Source organism: Mycolicibacterium helvum (assembly GCF_010731895.1).
GTDB classification, from domain to species: domain Bacteria; phylum Actinomycetota; class Actinomycetes; order Mycobacteriales; family Mycobacteriaceae; genus Mycobacterium; species Mycobacterium helvum.
Window position 1 is genome coordinate 742,415 of the sequence record NZ_AP022596.1, and the last position, 21,852, is coordinate 764,266.

The following is a 21,852-nucleotide window of genomic DNA, read 5'->3' on the forward strand; positions in this document are numbered from 1 at the left end:
CTCGGGAAAGATACTTTGGGAGGAACGTGAACGCCGTTCTTAGAGTGGCCGCGTTGGGCTTTGGCCAGTTGCTCGCGATCGGCTTGTTGCTGTTCGCCCCCGCGGGCACCTTCGATTACCCGCAGGCCTGGGCGTTTCTGGCAGTGTTCGCCCTCACCGCCTGGTTACCCAGCATTTACCTGCAGATCACGAATCCTGTTGTTCTGCAACGGCGGATGCGCAGTGGGCCGATCGCCGAAGGCCGGCTGGTCCAAAAGATTGTCATGATCGGTCTGTACGGATCGCTGGTGGCGATATGCGTGGTCAGCGCGCTCGACCATCGCTTCGGCTGGTCGGCCGTACCAGTTGGGCTCTGCCTTTTCGGCAATATCCTGGTCGGCGCGGGTCTGGTCGTGACCGTGGTGGTAGCCATTCAGAACACCTATGCGTCCACCACCGTCCAGGTCGAAACGGACCAGAAGGTCGTCAGCAGCGGTCTGTACGGGCTGGTGCGGCACCCGATGTATACCGGCAACGTGCTGATCCTGGTCGGTTTGCCCCTCGCCCTGGGCTCCTTCTGGGCGCTCGCTTTTGTCATGCCTGGCGTGGCCGTACTCGCCGCCCGCATCCATGACGAGGAGAGGTTGCTCGGCGACGAGTTGGACGGATACCGCGAATACACCCAGAGGGTTCGCTCGCGGCTGATTCCATACATGTGGTGATAGGGGACCGGATGGTTGCGTCCGGTGATCGGCAAGCTCAAGAAGGCAGGGTGCAATTCAGGTGACTGATCTGCAAGTGCGGAAGATGCGATTCGGCTTCGCCGACTACCCCGTTCCGTTCATCTGGAACCCGTCCGACCCGGCGTTCTCCTGCGCGGCCAATGTGTTGTCTTTCTTTTTCCTCGTCATCGAGAAAATGATCAGCGCGACGGTCCACGAGGTGCTGCCGACGATCACCGACCCGGAAGTCGCCGAAGAGGCTCTGGCGTTCGTCCGGCAAGAAGGCCAGCACAGCATGGCCCACCGGCAGCATGCCAAGGAACTGATCAAGGCTTATCCCGCGCTGCAGGAGATCCTCGACGAAATGACGGCGGTCTACGACGAACTGACCGCCGCGACGTCGGCGAAGTATCGGTTGGCCTATATCGCCGACCTCGAGGCAACGTTCACCCCGACGTTCACCATGATGCTCAACAACGCCGACAGTCTGTTCGCGCCCGGCGACGATCGAGTGGCGTCATTGTTCCTGTGGCACTTCATCGAAGAAATCGAACACCGCAGCTCCGCGCTGATCATCTACGACGCCGTGGTTGGCGAACCGTTGTACCGGACGCGCGTGGCACCGAAGGTGTTCCAACATGCCGGCGGCGTGCTGGCGACCGCCATCAATCGTCTGAACACACTCATCCCGCTCGAGGAGCGGAAGGTCGACGCGACGTCGGTATTCGGCCCAAGCATCAAACTGGGCCTCACACAGCGATTTCCATTCTTGAAGCGATTCGGCCGGTTCGACGTGCCCGACTATGGACCGATGCAAAAGTTCTACCCGCACATACCGCTCCGAGTTCAAGCTGTTGCAGCATTCGGAGTCATGCGCAGCCAGATCCCGGGCCATAATCCCGCCAGGCACACGTTTCCTGCGCTGGCCACTGAGTGGCTTGCCCGCTACGACGCCGGCTACGACGTCACCCGGTGGTACACCGCGGAGAATCAAGCGGCACAGGGCTAACCCGCCACCCGCTGGCTCAACTCGCGCACCGCCGGCGTCGCAAAGAACTCGGGCAACGTCACCTGGCCATCAAGGGCGGAATTGATCGCAACCACGGCCCGCATCGCGGACAGTGAATCCCCACCCAGATCAAAGAACGAGTCGTCCAGCCCGACGCGATCCACCCCTAACACCTGGGTGTAGATGTCGCAGAGGATCTGCTCGATATCGGCGGTAGGCGCGCGGTAACCAGGGCGTTCGGGCGCTGGCGTGGCGGGCAACGGCGGGTTGTCCCACCCGTCGACGGCAGCCAACTGCCGGCCAGGATCGGTGGCCATCGTCGTCAGCGCCCGATCGAGTTGCCCGACCAGCTGTTGAATGCTGTTGTCGTCGAACACATCTGTTCGGTATTGGATCCGAAGGTCCAGTTCGTTACCCGGTACCGCCTGGATCGTGAGTGGGTAGTGGTAGTAGTCACGGCTGGCGACGTCGGTGACGCTCAGCCCATCCGCACCGGACAACAATGAGGTGTCGGTGGGATAGTTCTCGTACACGAACACCGTGTCGAACAGCTTTGTCTGACCGGCGACTCGGTGAATCTCGTTGAGCCCCAGGTACTCGTATTCGAATGTGCGGCTTCGACTGTCCTGCAGCTGATCGAGCAGACCGGCGATAGTGGTGTCCGGTGAAACGCTCACCCGCATCGGCACCGTATTGATCAACAGGCCCACCATTGAATCCGCACCCGCCACGTCCGCCGGCCGCCCCGCGACCACGACACCGAAGGCGACGTCGCGCTGACCGGTCATCTCCATCAGCAGCTGCGTCCAAGCAGCCTGCAGCACAGTGCTGATGGTGGTGTGGTGTGTGCGCGCCAGCTCGGTCAGCGCCAGCGTGGTCTCTGGCGAGACCCGAAGCGAGATAACGTTGCGCGGCCCGACTCCCAGGTCCGGTGGGCCCACCAAGGTCGGGGTGTCGAAGCCGGCCAGCGTCTCTCGCCAGGCTGACCGAGCCGCCGACACATCGCGATCGGCCAGCCACGTGATGAACCTGCCATAGGGCACCGCCGCGGGCAGTCGCTGTCCGTAGTAGCCGGCGAACACTTCCTGCAACAGCACGGTCAGCGACCAGCCATCGAGCAGGATGTGATGGTTGGTCAACACCAACCGATGCTGATCTGGTGCGATGCGGATCAACGTGGCCCGGAACGCCGTCTGCTCGGCCAGATCACAGACCGCAAGGCGCTCCGCACGGCAGAGCGCTGCGATCTGCTCATCACGATCGGCGGGCTGCCTGCTGAGATCGACATACTGCCACGGCAGCACGGGATCAGCCGGGATGACCTGGACCGGCTCGTCGAAGTGAATTCCCGGGTCACTTCGCTCCTGCCCGCCAGCCGCACTACAGAACCGCGCCAGCAGGTTCGGATGGCGCTGGACTGCCGACTGCACAGCCTCCTGCAGCCGGTACCGATCGAGCCGCCCGCTCAACGTGACACCCATCTGCACCGCGTACACATCATCGCCAGAGGAGTGAGCGATGTTGGCGTGGAACAGCAATCCTCGTTGCAAGGGGGTCAACGGCAAGATGTCGGCGACGTTCTGCGCCTGGCACAGGTCGTCGATCTGCTGCTGAGTCAACCGGGCGGGTGCGATATCCGACGGCGTCAATCCCCCACCGCCACCGTGCACATGGGCGCAGATGCCGGCCAGCGCGTCGAACCACAGCCCCGACAGCCGGGAGACCTGCGCGTGGTCCAGCGCCGAGAGCGCCCACGTCCAGCCGGCGCGAAGCCGTGGGCCGTCAAGGGTTTCCACGGTGCCGGCATTGAGTTCGACGGTGTGCATCAGCGGCATCGGGACCGCTGCCGCGGCGCCCGTCACCTTCCAGCCGTCCTCGCGGATCTCCCAGTAGTCACCGGACATCTGACCGCCACCGCCACTCATGCGGCCCAGATAGTTGAATCCGATCGTCGGGTCGGCACCGGCCAGATCGACATCGTTGTTGAGGTAACGCAGCAGACCGTAGGTCAATCCATCAGGCAGCGCTCGGAGCTGCTCCTTGGCATCCTTGATGATCGGCCCCAGTTCCAGATCGCCGACGAGCACCTGATCCCAGTCCAGCCCACCCACCGCGAGCGATACCGGGAATTTGGTGGTGAACCATCCGACCGTGCGTGACAAGTCGACGTCGGCAACCTCTTCTTGGCGGCCGTGTCCCTCCGCATCGATGACGACCGGCGAGCCTGCCGTGCCCAGGAATTCGGTCAACGCCAACCCGAACGCGATCAGCAGAATGTCGTTGATTCCCGCATGGAAGGCTGCCGGTACTTCGCCGAGCAGCATCCTGGTGGTCTCGGGGTCGAGCTCCACCGACAGACTGCCCGCGTTGGCGTACGTGTCGACAGCCGGTTGGACCGCGGGCAGTGGCGCGGGAACGGCCGTGATCTGTCGCCAGCGCGCCGCCTGCTCGACGACCTCAGGGTGGTACGCGTACTCGGCCAAGATCGATGCCCACCGAGCGAAGGATGTCCGCGGTGGCGGCAGTTCGACCTGCTGACGACCGTGCAGCTGCGCCCAGGCGAGGTTGAAGTCCTCCACCAAGATTCGCCACGACACGCCGTCGACGGCAAGGTGGTGCGCGATGATCAGCAGCTGTCCGGTGGGCGCTGCCCACAGCGCGCTCACCATCGCGCCGGCCGCGGGATTCAGCCTCGATCGAGCCTTGGCGACCGTTTCGTCCGACAACACGTCGACGGTGTGCAAGCTCGTGCGGGCGTCGACCGCTCCGGGGTCGGGTGCGGTCAGTGACCACTCTCCGGTGTCGTCGTCCTCGACGCGCAGCCGCAACATGGCGTGCCGGTCCAGCACAGCTTGCAGCACCACCAGCACGTCGTCCTCGGTGACGCCTACCGGCGCCTGAATCAGCACGGTCTGGTTGAACTGATCAACCGGGCCCGCGACGTCATGCAGCCATCGGATGATCGGGGTCGCCAGCAGCGGGCCGCCGCCCTCGTCGACGACGTCGTTGTCGCCGTCGGAAAGCGTTGCGACTCTGGCCAGCCCGGCGACCGTCTGTTCGACGAAGATGTCACGCGGTCGGCACAGCACCCCGGCGGCCCGTGCTCGCGCGACCACCTGCATCGACAGGATGCTGTCGCCGCCGAGCTCGAAGAACGATTCGTCGACGCCGACCCGCTCCAGCCCGAGTACCTGGGCGTAGATGCCGGCCAGGATCTCCTCCACCGCGTCCGAGGGCGCGCGGTAGGAGTCGACGTCCTGATAGTCCGGTGCCGGCAAGGCCTTGGTGTCCAGTTTGCCGTTGACGGTGAGCGGCAGCGCATCGATGGCCACCACAGCGGAGGGCACCATGTACGACGGCAACCGGTCGCCCAACACCGTGCGCGCACTCGCGATATCGACATCGCCGGTCACATAGCCGACCAGACGCTTGTCACCCGGGCGATCTTCGCGGGCGATCACCACCGCCTGCTCGACACCATCCAATTCACTGAGCGCAGCTTGGATTTCGCCGAGTTCGATCCGGTAGCCACGGATCTTGACCTGCTCGTCGGAACGGCCCATATAACGCAGCTCGCCATCAGCGCCCCAGGCCATCAGATCGCCGGTGCGGTACATCCGCGCCCCCGGCTTCCCGAACGGGCACGCCACGAATCGGGTCGAGGACAGCCCAGCCCGCCCGATGTACCCGTCGGCAACCCCGGCGCCGGCCACATACAGCTCGCCGACGACGCCAGGCGGCACCGGCCGCAGCAAGGTGTCCAGGACGAAGAAGCCGAGATGATCCAGCGGCACCCCGATGGGGCTGACGGCGCTGTCCGCGTCACCTGTGACGATCTCCCGGAACGAGGCATGCACGGTGGTTTCCGTGATGCCGTACATGTTGATCAGTCGTGGCGTGCCGGCAGGATGATTCTCCAGCCAGGCCCGCATCCGTTGTGGTTCAAGCGCTTCCCCGCCGAATACCACGGCCTCGAGCTTGAGTTGAGCGCCCAGCGCGGGATGCGCCGCGTCCGCGGTCTGCAGTGCATAGAACGCCGAGGGGGTTTGACTCAGCACACCGACCTGCTCGGAGACCAGCAAGGCATGCAGATCTTCTGGCGAGCGCACCACCGCATCGGGTACCACGACCACCCGGCCGCCGTAGAGCAGCGCCCCCCAGATCTCCCACACCGAGAAGTCGAATGCCAGGGAATGGCACTGCGACCAGGCCAGCCCCGACATATCCATGTCGGCGTCCAAGGTCTGCAGCAGACTAACCACGTTGCGATGCGGAATCGCCACACCCTTGGGCGTTCCCGTAGTGCCGGAGGTGTAGATGATGTAAGCGATATCGCCGGCGTTCGGCCCGGGTAGCGGTGCACCGGTATCGACGGCCGGGGCAAGGAGCTCGCTCGCGTCGATGACTGAGAGGTCGTGTCCGTCAAGCAGTTCGGCCAGCCCGGCGGTGGTGACAGCGGCGACCGGCTTGGCGTCACCAAGCACGAACTGTCGCCGCGCCTCGGGCACCGAGGGATCGATCGGCACGTAGGTGGCTCCGGTCTTGACCACCGCCACCATTGCCACGATCGCCTCGGCCGAGCGCGGCAACAGCAGCGCGACCCGTTGTCCGGGACCTGCGCCGCGGCTGGCCAACATGCGCGCCGCACGATCGGCCGCCTCGTCGAGTTCACGGTACGTCATCGACACGCCCTCGAACGTGACCGCCGCCGCGTCGGGGGTGCGTACGGTCTGCGTGGCGAACATCGACGCGATCGTCTCCGGGGTGCTCACCGACTGAGTCAGTACCGCGCGGTTGCCGACCTGGTCGAGGCGAGCGTGCTCGTCAGTGTCCAGAACATCCAGCGCCGACATCCGCCGAGTCGGGTCGGCGGTCATCTCGGCCAGCACCCGCTGCAACCGGTCGACCAAGTTCTGGATGCTGGCAGCATCGAAGACGTCGGTGCGGAATTCGACGCCGCCCCCGATCCCAGCAGGGTCACCCGCCTCGTTCCAGCGTTCCGCCAGATTGAAGGTCAGATCCATTCGAGCCGTCTCGGTGTCCACCGCCATCGGCTCGACCTGCAGATCGCCCAGCGACAGCCCTGCGGCGTCGCCGGCCTGCCAGCCAAAGTTCTGCCACGCCAACACCACCTGCACCAGCGGATGATGGGCCATGCTTCGGGTTGGCTTGAGCCGCTCCACCAGCACCTCGAACGGCACATCCTGATGCTCATAGGCGGACAGGCTCCGTCTGCGCACCTGCGCCAGCAGATCGGCGAAGGTGGGATTTCCGGTCAGGTCGACACGCAACACCAACGTGTTGACGAAGAAGCCGACGAGTTCGTCCAACGCGGTGTCACCACGTCCGGCGATCGGGAAGCCAACCGCCACATCATTGTTGGCACTCAGGTTCGACAGCAGCACCGCCAGCGCGGCCTGAATCACCATGAAGCTGGTCGCGTTGTGCTCGCGGGCCACCCGGGCGACCTGCTGCTGCAACTCAGCCGGCCACTCCACCTCCAGCCGGGCCCCACGATAGTCGGCAGCCACGGGATACGGCCGGTCGGTGGGCAGCTGCAACTGCTCGGGCATCCCGGCCAGAGCGTCTTCCCAGTAAGCCAGTTCGGCGGAAATGCGGCTGTCGGTATCGGCCAGATCACCCAGCCTCGAACGCTGCCACAGCGTGTAATCGACGTACTGCACCGCAAGGTCGGCCCACCCGGGCGCCACCCCGGCCGACCGGCTGGCATAGGCGACGCCCAGATCACGCACCAGCGGTGCGATGGACCAGCCGTCGGCAGCGATGTGGTGCACGACGGCCACCAGGATGTGTTCATCGTCCGCGACGCGGAAAAGCCTGGCCTGCATCGGGATTTCGGTCGCCAGGTCAAAGGTATAGCGCGTCGCCGTTTCGATGGCGTCCATCAACTCGGCGTCCGACCAGCTGGTGGCATCGATGACGGCCCAGCCGAAATCCGCGACATCGGCGGCCACAACGAGCTGCTGGGGTACGCCTTCGACCGCCGGGAACCGCGTGCGCAGGCTCTGCTGGTGGTCCACGACGTCGGCGAGCGCAGCACCCAACGCGTCGGGGTCCAACTGTCCGCGCAGCCGCAATGCCACCGGCAGGTTGTAGATCGGCGACGGCCCTTGGAGCTGATCAACGATCCACAACCGGTTCTGAGCGAACGAGAGCGGCACCACGTCCGGCCGCGGGCCGGCCACCAGGGGCTCGGACTTGCTCTCGTCCCCGGTGACCCGGGGCGCCAGCTGGGCAACGGTGGGTGCCTCGAACAGCGCGCGCACCGCCAGACCGGAACCCAGACTGTTGTTGACCGCCGCGACCAGGCGCATCGCCGACAGCGAATCCCCACCCAGGTCGAAGAACGAGTCGTCGACCCCGACTCGGTCGGTACCCAGCACCTGGGCGAAGATTCCGGCCAGAATCTCCTCGGTGGGAGAGCTTGGCGCACGGTAGTTTTCCGCGTCTTGGTAGTCCGGCGCCGGCAGTGCCCGCCGGTCCAGTTTGCCGCTGACGGTGAGGGGCAGCGCTGCCAACTCCAGCACCGCGGCCGGAACCATATAGGACGGCAGCTTTTCGGCGAGCGCGACCCGGATCTTGACCGGATCCGCGGTGCCGGTGAAGTAGCCCACCAGACGCGGGTCACCAGCACGATCCTCGCGGGCGATCACCACCGCCTGGTCGACCCCGTCGAGGCCGGCCAGCACGGCTTGAACCTCGCCGGGCTCGATGCGGTAGCCGCGGATCTTGACCTGCTCGTCGGCGCGCCCGAGATATTGCAGCTGTCCATCGGCACGCCAGCGCACCAGGTCGCCGGTGCGATACATGCGCGCGCCGGGCTCGCCGAACGGGCATGGCACGAACCGGGATGCCGTCAAACCGGTGCGGCCGATGTAGCCGACGCCAACGCCGCGGCCCGCCACGTACAGTTCGCCGACCACCCCCTCCGGCACGGGGCGCAACCGTTCGTCAAGGACGAACAATGCGACGGTCGGTGGCGGTGCGCCGATCGGCACCTCGGCTCCCACTGTCAACGGCGCACTCATCGACGCGTACACCGTGACCTCGGTGGGACCGTAGGCGTTGATGACCACCCGGCCGGGCGCCCACTGTTCCACCACTTCGGGTGGACAGGCCTCGCCGCCGAGCAGCAGCGCCACCGACTCGAGCCCCTCCGGGCGCAGTGCGGCTACCGCCGACGGCGTTTGGGTGAGCACGTTGACGTGTTCGCTGACCAACAGGGCGTGGAACTCGTCCGGTGAGCGGACCACCGCGTCGGGCACGACCAGCAGCCGCCCGCCACCGAGCAGCGCGGCCCAGATCTCCCACACCGAGAAGTCGAACGCATACGAGTGGCATTGCGTCCACACCTGGTTGGCTGGCAAAGCCGGATGCGCCGAGGCCGCCAGATGGGCCAGGTTGCGGTGGGACAGTGCAACACCCTTGGGGGTGCCGGTCGTGCCCGAGGTGTAGATGAGGTACGCGATGTTGTCCGGGGACGGCGCCGGCAGCGGCGTGCTGGGCTGGCGACCAACACCCTCGTCATCGATGTCGATGACGGCGACGTCGTGCCCGTGCAGCCGCGACCGCAGGACGGCGGTGGTGACGACGGCAACCGGCGCGGCATCGGCGAGCATGAACTCGACGCGGGTCTCCGGCAGCGCGGGATCGATCGCGAGGTATGCCGCCCCGACTTTGAGCGCGGCCAGCATCACGACGACGGCGTCGGCGGATCGGTCCAGCAATAGTGCGACACAATCGCCAGCTTCGACGCCGCGGCCAGAAAGCAGGTGCGCGTATCGGTTTGCCGAGTCTTCGAGCTCTTGATAGGTCATCGACACGTCACCGGAGGTCAGCGCGACGGCCCGCGGGGCGCGATTGACCTGCGCGGCGAACAACTCCGGAACCGAAACGGACTCTGACACAGACTCGCTCAACACTGCACGGTTGCCGATCGCGTCGAGATGCGCATGTTCAGCGGAGTCGAGAACATCGATCGACGACACGCGCTGGGCGGGGTCAGCGGTCATGGCCACCAACACCCGCTCGAGCCGCTTGACCAACGTCTCGATGCTCGCGGCATCGAAGACGTCGGTGCGGAACTCGGCCATGCCAAAGACCCCGGTCGGCTCGCCGGCGTGGGTCCAGCGTTCGGTCAACGAGAATGCGAGATCCACCCGGGCGGTATGGGTGTCGAGCGGCAGCTGGGTAACCTGCAGGTCCCCTAGCGCCAGCGCAATGTCTTCGCTGGTCTCACCCGGCAAGTTCTGCCAGGCCAGCATCACCTGGACCAGCGGATGGTGGTTGAGCGATCGAGTGGGGTTGATCCGTTCGACGACCACTTCGAACGGCACGTCTTGATGCTCGTAGGCGGCCAGACTGCGCGTACGCACCTGCGCCAGCAGGTCGGCGACAGTGGGGTCACCGCCGATGTCGACCCGTAGCACCAAGGTGTTGACGAAGAAACCCACCAGAGCGTCGAGGGCGGGGTCGTTGCGGCCCCCGATCGGGAATCCCACCGCCACATCGGAACTCGCGCTCATCTTGCCCAGCAGCAACGAAAGCGCAGCCTGAACCAGCATGAAACTGGTCGCATTGTGCTCGCGGGCCACCGCAGCGATCCGCTGCTGCAATTCGACGGGCCATTGCCACCCGACAGTGGCGCCGCGCTGGTCCGCTACCGTCGGATACGGCCGGTCGGTCGGCAATTGCAGCCGCTCCGGCATGCCGGCCAGTGCGTCTTGCCAGTACGCCAGCTGTGCAGCAATGAGACTGTTGCCATCGTCCAAATCGCCGAATTGCGCACGCTGCCATAGCGTGTAATCGACGTATTGGACTGGCAATTCGGGCCAGACGGGGTTCAAGCCAGCCCCGCGACAGACGTACGCTACCCCCAGGTCGTTCACCATCGGGCCCATCGACAACCCGTCGGCTGCGATGTGGTGAGCCACGGCCACCACCACATGGTCGTCGTCGGTGACCCGGAATAGCCGGGCCTGCATTGGAATCTCGGTCGACAGGTCGAATGAATGCAACGCGACCTTGCTCACGGCCTCATCCAGCTGGGCTTGTGACCAGCCAGCCGCATCGACGACGTCCCAACCAAAGTCAGCATCAGCGACGGGTACCACAACCTGCTGAGGTATCCCCCCTGGTGCGGCGAAGATCGTGCGCAGGCTCTCGTGGCGGCCCACCACGTCGGCAAGTGCAGCGCCGAGTGCCGCCGTGTTGAGCGGTCCGCGCAACCGTAGGCCCACCGCCATGTTGTACGTCGGCGACGGCCCCTGCAGCTGGTCGAGGAACCACAATCGGTTCTGCGAGAACGACAACGGGATGACCGAGGGCCGCTCCACGGGCCGCAACGGCTTCAGCCGATCGTCATCCCCGCCGATACGCGGCGCCAACTGTGCGACCGAGGGCGCCTCGAACAGGGCTCGCACCGAAAGGTGAGTATTCAGGCCGGTATTGACGGCGGCGATCAGACGCATCGCCGATAGCGAATCCCCGCCCAGATCAAAGAACGAGTCGTCCACGCCGACACGACTCAGGCCCAGGATCCTGGCGTAGATGCCAACCAGGATCTCCTCGACCGCTGTGGCCGGGGCACGGTAGGAGTCGGTGCCCGCGAACTCCGGCGCCGGCAATGCCCGGCGGTCGAGTTTCCCGTTGACCGTCAAGGGCAGTTCATCGATCACCATGATCGCGGCCGGAACCATGTACTCCGGCAGGCGTTCTGCCACCGCCGCGCGCAAGGCGGCGGGGTCGGGGACAGCCGAAGCACTGGTGACGTAACCAACCAGTCGCTTGTCACCGGGGCGGTCTTCGCGGGCGATCACGACCGCCTGCGCAACTCCGTCAAGCTCCGCGAGCACGGCGCGAACCTCACCCAGTTCGATCCGGTACCCACGGATCTTGACCTGCTCGTCGGCGCGCCCGACATACCGCAGCTCGCCATCGGCGCCCCACCACACCAGATCCCCGGTGCGATACATGCGCATCCCCGGCGCACCGAACGGGCAGGCGACGAAGCGCGACGACGACAACCCCGGCCGCCGCCAATACCCCAAACCAGCCTGCGGCCCGGCCACATACAAGTCACCGACAACGCCTGTCGGCACCGGGCGCAACCACTGGTCCAGCACGAAGAACGCCAAGTCCGGCAGCGGCCCACCGACCGGGCTGACGTCGGCGCCGGTGTCTTCCTTGACGATCTCCCGGAACGACGCGTGCACCGTGGTCTCGGTGGTCCCGTACAGGTTGAGCAGACGTGGCGAGCCGGGGTGACTGTCCAGCCACGCCCGAAGCCGCTGTGGTTCAAGCCTTTCACCGGCGAATATCACCGCATGCAGCTTCAGCTGACAGCTGACGTCGGGCTGCAGGGCGTCCGCGGTTTGTAGCGCATAGAAGGCCGACGGCGTCTGGGACAGGACGGTGACCTGTTCGGCAGCCAACAGGGCATGGAATTCCTCCGGTGCGCGGGCCACCGATTCGGGCACCACCACCAATCGGCCGCCGTACAACAGCGCGCCCCACATCTCACACACCGAAACATCGAAGGCCAGGGAATGCCAGAGCGACCACACCTGTCCCGCCATAGCGATATTGGCGTCCATGGCGGCTAGCAGCTGGGTCACGTTCTGGTGGGTGATGGCAACACCTTTGGGGACACCGGTGGTGCCCGAGGTATAGATCAGATACGCGATGTCATCGGGTGCCGGACCGGGCAGTGCCGTACCGGGTTGACCGGCAATAGCGGGGTCGTTCGCGTCGATGATGTGCAGATTCGCACCCGCAAGCCGCCCGGCCAACTCCGCGTTGGTGATCGCAGCCACCGGCGCGGCATCATCGAGCACCAACTGCATCCGCGCCGAAGGCACCGCCGGATCGATCGGCACATACGCCGCCCCGGTCTTGAGCACCGCCAGAATCGACACGATCGCCTCCGCCGACCGCGGCAACAACAACGCCACCCGCTGACCCGGACCAATCCCCCTGCCCACCAACATATGAGCGAACCGGTTCGAAGTCTCCTCCAACTCGCGATACGTCCAGGAACGCTCACCCCAGGTCAGCGCCAGCGCCTCGGGAGCGCGTGCCACCTGGGCGGCGAACATAGCCGGGATCGACGGCTGAATCGGAGCCGGTTGTTCCAGCGCAGCCCTGTTGCTCCACTGAACCACGTTCCCGATCTCGGCCTCGTCGAGCACGTCGAACGAGGACAGCGCACGGCCCGGGTCGGCGATCATGGCCGCTAGAACGCGCTTGAGGCGGCTGATCAAGGCTTCGACATCGGCAGCCTGGAACACATCGGTGTCGTACTCGGCGCGCAGCGTCAGTTCGACGCCGGGCAAGGCTTGTATCGCAATGGGGTAATGGTTGTATTCGCGGTGCGCGAAGTTCGTGACAGCCAATCCGTCGGTGCCGGACAGCTTCGCGGCGTCGATCGGATAGTTCTCATACACGAAGAACGTGTCGAACAGGTGATCCTGACCAGTCACCCGATGAATCTCGCTGAGCGCCAGATGCTGATGATCCAACGTCTGAGCGTGATCATTCTGCAGCTGATCAAGCAGATCGGCGGTCGTGGTCGCCCTGGAAATCCTGACCCGAACCGGCACCGTGTTGATCAACAGACCCACCATCGAGTCCGCACCCAACACCTCATCGGGCCGACCCGACACCGTCGTGCCGAACGCGACATCACGCTGACCGGTCAACGACATCAACACCCGCGCATACGCGCCCTGCAACACCGTGCTGACCGTCGTGTGACACGACCGCGCCAATGTGCCGAGCGACCGGGTCATCTCTTCGGACATGGCGGACGAGACCACGTCGCGCCGCCCCAGACTCGCCCGGCCCGCCGCACCCAACAACGTCGGAGTTTCGAAGCCGGCCAGCACCCGCCGCCATGCGGCACGGGCAGCATCGAGATCGCGACCGGTCAACCAACTGACGAACCGCCGATACGGCGCAGCCGGACCCAACCGCTGTCCGTAATAAGTGGCGAACACCTCGCCCAGAAGGATCGGCAGCGACCACCCGTCCAGCACGATGTGATGATTGGTCAACACAAACCGGTACTGATCAGCCCCGGTCCGAATCAACGCCGCCCGAAACGCCGGCTCATTGACCAACTCGCACACTGCAACACGTTCGGCCGCGCACACCTGCGCGATCTGCTCCTCGACGTCGTCGCCGTCGAGCTCGAAATACTGCCAGGGCACCACCGGATCGGCTGGGATGACCTGCACCGGCTCATCGAACCGTTGGGAGAAGCGGGCTGCAAGGTTGGGATGCCGGGCAACCACCTCCTGGACTGCCGTGCCCAGTCGCTCCTGATCCAGCGGACCACTCAAACTGACATACAGCTGAACCGCATACACATCGTCGCCACCCAGCGCCGCGCTGGCGTGAAACAACAACCCCTGCTGCAGCGGAGTCAACGGCAGAACATCGTCGATCCGCATCGGGCCACCGAAGCCCGTCGAGCTGCTCTTGGCGACGACAGGCTGCGGCTCGGCGGCAACCGGCTCCAGCTGGGCTCTTTCCCCACCGATCAGCACCGCCAACTGGGCGACCGTTGGCGACTCGAACAGTGCGCGCACCGAAAGCCGAGTATTCAGAGCGGTGTTGACCGCGGCGATGAGGCGCATCGCTGAGAGTGAATCCCCGCCGAGGTTGAAGAACGAGTCGTCCACGCCGACGCGCTTCACGCCAAGCACCTTGACGTAGATGTCGGCCAGCGCCTCCTCCACCACGGAGGCCGGGGCGCGGTATTGACCGGTGTCGGTGAACTCCGGTGCCGGTAATGCCCGCCGGTCGAGCTTGCCGTTGACCGTCAATGGCACCGCATCGATCACCACGATCGCCGCCGGAACCATGTACTCCGGCAAGCGTTCTGCCACGGCCGCGCGCAACGCGGCCGGGTCGAGGGCAGCCGGCGCTCCGGTGACGTAACCAACCAGTCGCTTCTCGCCGGGCCGGTCCTCGCGAGCGATCACAATCGCCTGGTCGACGCCGTCAAGCCCGCCCAGTACCGCTTGAACTTCGCCGAGTTCGATGCGATAGCCGCGGATCTTGACCTGCTCGTCGGCCCGCCCCACATACCGCAGCTGGCCGTCGGCACCCCACCACGCCAGGTCACCGGTGCGATACATCCGCGTCCCGAAACCGCCGAATGGGCATGCCACAAAACGTGATCCGGTCAACCCCGCGCGATCCAGGTACCCGACGCCCACGCCGTTACCGGCGACATACAACTCGCCGACCACCCCTGCGGGGACCGGGCGCAACCAACTATCGAGGACGAACAAAGCAGCCCCGGATATCGGCGGTCCGATCGGCACCGCACCGGATCCCGCCGCCAGCGGTGCGCTGAGTGCCACATCGACGGTCGTCTCAGTCGGACCGTAGGCGTTGATCATGACTCGCCCGGGCGCCCACTGATCCATCAGCTCGGTCGGGCACGGTTCAGCGCCGATGATCAGCGCCACCGAGTCGAGAACCTTGGGCGACAGCATCCCCACTTCGGACGGGGTGGTACTGAATACGCTCACGTGTTCGGCGACCAGCACCCTCTGCAGATCTTCTGGTGCACGGGCCACCGATTCTGGCACCACCACCAACCGCCCGCCGCCCAACAGTGCGCCGAAGATCTCTTGGACCGAGACGTCGAAGCCGTAGGACCGACACTGCGACCAGACCCGGGTCCGCGGCAGGGGTGCTGCATGCAGGGATTCCACCAACTGGGCAACGTTGCGATGCGTGATGGCAACACCTTTGGGGACACCGGTGGTGCCCGAGGTGTAGATCAGGTACGCGATGTCATCGGGTGCCGGACCGGGCAGTGCCGTACCGGGTTGACCGGCAATAGCGGGGTCGTTCGCGTCGATGATGTGCAGGTTCGCACCCGCAAGCCGCCCGGCCAGCTCCGCGTTGGTGATCGCAGCCACCGGCGCGGCATCATCGAGCACCAACTGCATCCGCGCCGAAGGCGCCGCCGGATCGATCGGCACATACGCCGCCCCGGTCTTGAGCACCGCCAGAATCGACACGATCGCCTCCGCCGACCGCGGCAACAACAACGCCACCCGCTGACCCGGACCAATCCCCCTGCCCACCAACATATGAGCGAACCGGTTCGAAGTCTCCTCCAACTCGCGATACGTCGTCGAGCGGCCATCGAAACTCAGTGCTGTCGCTTCCGGGTCCCGGGCGACCTGGGCGTCGAACAACGCGGGAATCGACAGTGCCACGAGCGCCGGCTGGGCCAGCACCGCCCGATTGCTCCATCGATCGAATTGGGCGTGCTCGTCCGCACCCAGCAGATCCATCGAGGCCAACGGCACCGTCGGGTCGGCGATCATCGTTGTCACGACACGGTTGAGCCGATCGATAAGCGCGTCGACGCCGGCCGCGTCGAACACATCGGTGCCGTACTCGACGCGCAGCGTCAGCTCGTCGCCCGGAATAGCTTGCAGTGAAAGCGGATAGTGGTTGGTTTCGTGGTGCGCGAAGTTCGTGACAGCCAATCCGTCGGTGCCGGACAGCTTCGCGGCGTCGATCGGATAGTTCTCATACACGAAGAACGTGTCGAACAGGTGATCCTGACCAGTCACCCGATGAATCTCGCTGAGCGCCAGATGCTGATGATCCAACGTCTGAGCGTGATCATTCTGCAGCTGATCAAGCAGATCGGCGGTCGTGGTCGCCCTGGAAATCCTGACCCGAACCGGCACCGTGTTGATCAACAGACCCACCATCGAGTCCGCACCCAACACCTCATCGGGCCGACCCGACACCGTCGTGCCGAACGCGACATCACGCTGACCGGTCAACGACATCAACACCCGCGCATACGCGCCCTGCAACACCGTGCTGACCGTCGTGTGACACGACCGCGCCAGCTCACCCAACGCCCGCGTGGTGTCCTTGGACAGCTGAAACGACGCGACGCCCCGCCCAGCCGGCACCCGGCCCGCCGGGCCGACCAACGTGGGGGTATCGAAGCCGGCCAGCACCTGGCCCCACGCCGCACGGGCGGCATCGAGATCGCGACCGGTCAACCAACTGACGAACCGCCGATACGGCGCAGCCGGACCCAACCGCTGTCCGTAATAAGTGGCGAACACCTCGCCCAGAAGGATCGGCAGCGACCACCCGTCCAGCACGATGTGATGATTGGTCAACACAAACCGGTACTGATCAGCCCCGGTCCGAATCAACGCCGCCCGAAACGCCGGCTCATTACCCAACTCGCAGACCGCAATTCGCTCCTCAGCACAGAGTGCTGCGATCTGCTCCTCGCCGTCCAGCTCGACGTACTGCCAGGGCACCTCCGGATCGGCGAGGATTATCTGGACCGGCTCGGCGTACTGCTGGGAGAACCGTGCCGCCAAATTGGGATGCCGGGTGACCACCGCCTGAACCGCGGTGCGCAACCCGTCCGGATCCAGCGGACCACTCAAACTGACATACAGCTGAACCGCATACACATCGTCGCCACCCAGCGCCGCGCTGGCGTGAAACAACAACCCCTGCTGCAGCGGAGTCAGCGGCAGAACATCAGCTATCCGCATACTGCCGCTGAAGCTCGTCGATCTGTTCCTGGGTCAGACAGGCCGCGATATCCGACGGCGTCAGCCCGCCGCCACCGCTTTGCACATGCGCGCAGATGCCGGTCAGCGCGTCAAACCACAACTGACTCAACCGGTTAACCTGCGCTTGATTCAGCGCCGACGGCGCCCACGTCCACGCTGCGGACAAGCACGGCCCGGCATCTGTGTCCACCGTGCCGGCATTGAGTTCCAAGGTGTGCATCAGCGGTATGGGCGGTTTCACGCTCGGACTGATGTTCGCCAAGCCGTCCCAGCAGATCTGCCAAGCTTCACCGGATGTTTCGGCCGACGTCGCACCCTGACGCCCCAAATAGTTGAAACCGATCACCGGATCGGCTCCGTCCAAGTCGACCTCGGTGTTCAGGTAGCGCAAGGTCCCGTAGTTCAGGCCCTCGGGGAGGTTTCGCAGCTGTTCCTTTGCGGCCTTGACAACCGCACCCAGCCTCGCATCGCCTGCCACCACCTGCGCCCAGCTCAACCCACCGACTTCCAGCGCCACCGGATACTTGGCGGTGAACCAGCCCACCGTGCGCGACAGGTCGACTGACTCGCCCGGGGCGGCCACCAACTCCTCGTCGCGCCCGTGACCCTCGACGTCGATGGAGATCGGCGTGCCTGCGGTCCCCAGGAATTCCGTTGTGGCCAAAGCGAACGCGATCAGCATGATCTCGTGCACACCGGCATGGAATGCCGCCGGTACCTCACCGAGCAGTGTCTGAGTGGTCTCGATATCGAGGATTGCCGCGAGGTTCCCGGCGGTCACCAACGTGTCCACGGTCGGGTCTACCTCAGGCAGCGCGGCGGGCGTGGCCCCGATCTGCCGCCACACGTCGGCCTCGGCCACGACATCGGCGCGGTGTGCGTGCTCATCGAGCAACGCCGCCCACCGGGCGAAGGAGGTCCCCGGCTCGGGCAGCATCGCCGGTTGACCGGCCCGGTGCTGGGCCCAGGCGAAATTGAGGTCCTCCAACAGGATTCGCCACGACACCCCATCGATCGCCAGATGGTGGATGATCGCCACCAACCGGTTCGTTGAAGTCACCCACACCGCGCTGAGCATGACGCCGGCGGCCGGGTTCAACTGCGTTCCGGCGTGCAACACCGCGTCGTCGGTGAGCACGTCGACGGTGTGCAGACGCGAACGGGCATCCACTGAGCCGGCCTCGGGCACTTCCAGCGACCAACCTCCGACATCATCGCGGTCGACCCGAAGCCGCAACATGGCGTGCCGATCCAACAAGAGCTGCAGCATCACCAGCACATCGGCCTCGGTGGTGCCTACGGGTGCCTGCACCACCACGGTCTGATTGAAGTGGGCAACCGGGCTGCCCGCGGCTTCCAGACTCTCGAGCCAGCGGATGATCGGGGTGGCGATCACCGGACCGACGCCGTCTGCGACCAGGTCGTTGTCGCCGTCAATCACCTTCGCGACCTGGGCCAGGCGTGCCACGGTCTGCTCGACGAAAACGTCGCGCGGACGGCATAACACGCCCGCGGCCCGCGCCCGGGCCACTACCTGCATCGACAGGATGCTGTCGCCACCCAACTCGAAGAACGACTCGTCCACGCCGACCCGCTCCAGCCCAAGGACTTGGGCATAGATCCCCGCCAGGATCTCCTCCACGGCGTCACAGGGCGCACGATAGGTGTCGGCATCCTGATACTCCGGGGCCGGCAGGGCCTTGGTGTCCAGCTTGCCGTTGACCGTCAGCGGCAACGCGTCGATCGCCACCACAGCGGACGGCACCATATAGGCCGGGAGTCGCTCGGCCACGGCCGCACGCGCAGCCGCCGGATCGGCGGAACCGGTGATGTAGGCCACCAGGCGCTTGTCGCCGGCGCGGTCCTCGCGGGCGATCACCACCGCCTGTTCGACACCGTCCAATTCGCTGAACGCAGCCTGGATTTCGCCCAACTCGATGCGATAACCACGGATCTTCACCTGCTCATCGGCACGCCCCACATACTCAAGCTCACCCTCGGCACTCCAACGCACCAAGTCGCCAGTCCGATACATCCGCGCCCCCGGCGCACCAAACGGGCACGCCACGAAGCGTGTTCCGGACAACCCCGCCCGGCCAACGTAGCCGTAGGACAACCCAGATCCAGCCACATACAGCTCGCCGACCACGCCCGCGGGAACCGGCTGCAACCAGCCGTCGAGCACAAAGAAACCCAGATTGGCCAGCGGACGCCCAATGGGGCTGACCACGTTGTCGGTGTCGGCCTCCACCACTTCGCGGAATGACGCATGCACGGTGGTTTCGGTGATCCCGTACATGTTGATCATCCGCGGCGACCCAGGATGGTTCTGTATCCAGGCCCGAATACGGTGCGGCTCAAGGGCTTCGCCGCCGAAGACCACCGCTTTGAGCGCGAGCTGCTGCGCCGCGTCAGCTGAGGGCACGTCGACGCTTTGCAAGGCGTAGAACGCCGTCGGAGTCTGGCTCAGCACATCGACCCGTTCGGACACCAACAGAGCGTAAAAATCTTCCGGCGACCGGACCACCGTGTCGGGAACGACCACCACCCGGCCGCCATAGAGCAGGGCACCCCAGATTTCCCACACCGAGTAATCGAAGGCCAGCGAATGGCACTGTGTCCACACCTGATCGGCCAGTTCCATCTCGGTGGCCAGCGCTTCAAGCAGACGGGTCACGTTGTGGTGCGGTATGGCCACGCCCTTGGGCGTTCCCGTGGTTCCCGACGTGTAGATGATGTACGCGATGTCGTCGGGGGCCGGCCCCGATAGTGCCGTACTGGGCTGGCCGTCAACGGCCGGATCGCCGAAGTCGACGACCAACAGATCCCGCCCGTCAAGCCGCGAACGCAGCTCAGCCGTGGTGATCGCAGCCACCGGCGCAGCATCATCGAGCACGAACTGCATCCGCGACTCCGGCACCGCCGGATCAACCGCGACGTAGGTTGCCCCGGTCTTCAGTACCGCCAGGATCGCCACAATCGCCTCGGCCGACCGCGGCAACAACAACGCCACCCGCTGCCCGGGTCCCGCGCCGTGAGCCACCAGCAGGTGGGCCAACCGGTTCGAGGTCTCGTCCAGTGTGCGGTACGTCCAGGACTGCTCGCCGCAGCGCAGCGCCACAGTTTCCGGAACGCGAGCCACCTGCTCGGCAAACAGCGCGGGAATCGAAACCGGCGCGCTCAACGACTCGGCAAGCACCGCCCGATTGCCCCACGCCCCAAGACAATCCCGCTCACCAGCATCCAGCACATCAATCGACGACAGCCGCCGCGCCGGATCTGCGGTCATCGCCACCAACACCTCGACCAGGTGCCGCGTTACCTCCTCGGCATCCCAATCCGCGAACAGGGGCCCTGACCCCAACGTGCTGAGGTAAAGCTCGTCGCCAAGCCCGGAGAAGGTAAACCCCGTGCTGCCCGCAAGACCGGAGTTGGTCATATTCGCCGATGCCGGGGCGCCGCCGAAATCCAGGGTGAAGGCGGCCGGGAAGAAGTTGATGACGATCCGGTCGGCGGTGTGCACACCGCGCTCGAGCGCATGCACCGGAAACCTCTGATGCCGTACGGCTTCGGAGATTCGGGTATCGACGTGCTTGCAGAAATCGCGCACCGACGACTCCGCGGGGGTACGCAACACGAGCGGCACCAGACCTGCAGCCATCCCGGGAAGTGTTTTCAGCTCGGGGCGGATTCGCCTGCTGACGGGGAAGTCGAACACCACATCGGAGCCCTGCGCGCAGCGCCCGCGCACCAAGAGCGCGCTGGCCGCGGCGATCACCGAGGTGCGGGGAATGTCCCATTCGTGAGCCAGCTCGTCGACTCGCCGCAGGACCGCCGGATCCAGCGGAACTGGCACCGAACGCCAACCCGGATCGGGTTCGTCGGACTCTTCCGGTAGCCGGTTGTCCAGTCCGCTCTCGGCGGGCAGGTTGGCGGTCCAGTAAGCCTGGTCGTCGCGATAGTCGCCGGACTCTTCGTATTCCACTTCGCATTCAAGCAGGTCCCGCAAGGAACCAAAGAACGCCGGCGGAATAAGATCGCCAGAAACGGTCGCGGAGTAAATCGATGCGACCCGATTAACCAGCAACCAAATTCCGGCACCGTCAATGACGATATGGTGGAAACACCCGAATATATAAAACTCTGCTGGCCCGGTTTCAAATAAGGCGTATTTGAACAGCGGGCCGGTGAACGGCATGGGCGTGCGCTGGATCGATAGCGCCGCCTCCTGCACGTCGCGTGCCGGGTCACCCGAACTGGTGAAGTCATAGAAATCCAGGTCGATGTCCGGATATTCGATCACCCGCTGGAAGACGTGGCCGTCCTCTTCGAAGAATGCGGCCCGGACCGGCTCGGCTTCCCGCGTCGCCCGCTGCAGCGCCCACTCGAAGGCATCGCGTTCGAGCACGCCCTCGACCTTCAGCAGCATGCCAAGTTGCCAGTCGGTCGCGGCTTGACCCGTCTCCTGTGCTAGCCAGATATCCAGCTGCGCGCGCGTCAGCGGAAGCGCATCCTCGTTGAACTCCATCAAAACTCC

4 protein-coding genes are annotated in these 21,852 nt (G+C 65.2%); 2 read left to right on the plus strand and 2 right to left on the minus strand.

Going from position 1 to position 21,852, the window contains the following annotated elements; all coding sequences use genetic code 11:
- The first annotated feature begins 26 nt into the window (after positions 1 to 26).
- Complete coding sequence (locus G6N38_RS03375) at positions 27 to 701, plus strand: methyltransferase family protein (RefSeq protein ID WP_163746251.1); 675 nt, start codon at positions 27 to 29, stop codon at positions 699 to 701.
- Between the two features lie 61 nt (positions 702 to 762).
- Positions 763 to 1,710 (plus strand): metal-dependent hydrolase, encoded by a 948-nt coding sequence (locus tag G6N38_RS03380; RefSeq protein ID WP_163746252.1) that lies wholly within the window; start codon positions 763 to 765, stop codon positions 1,708 to 1,710.
- On the opposite strand, the gene G6N38_RS30420 is transcribed toward G6N38_RS03380, so the two are convergent.
- Both G6N38_RS30420 and G6N38_RS03390 read right to left on the minus strand, forming a co-directional pair.
- Complete coding sequence (locus tag G6N38_RS30420) at positions 1,707 to 17,294, minus strand: non-ribosomal peptide synthetase (protein WP_170314143.1); 15,588 nt, start codon at positions 17,292 to 17,294, stop codon at positions 1,707 to 1,709. The two genes, G6N38_RS03380 and G6N38_RS30420, sit on opposite strands and share 4 nt — an antisense overlap.
- A complete protein-coding gene (locus tag G6N38_RS03390; RefSeq protein WP_163746253.1) occupies positions 17,281 to 21,843 on the minus strand; it encodes a non-ribosomal peptide synthetase in 4,563 nt (1,520 codons plus the stop codon). The genes G6N38_RS30420 and G6N38_RS03390 overlap by 14 nt, the downstream gene beginning before the upstream one ends.
- Positions 21,844 to 21,852: the final 9 nt, after the last annotated feature.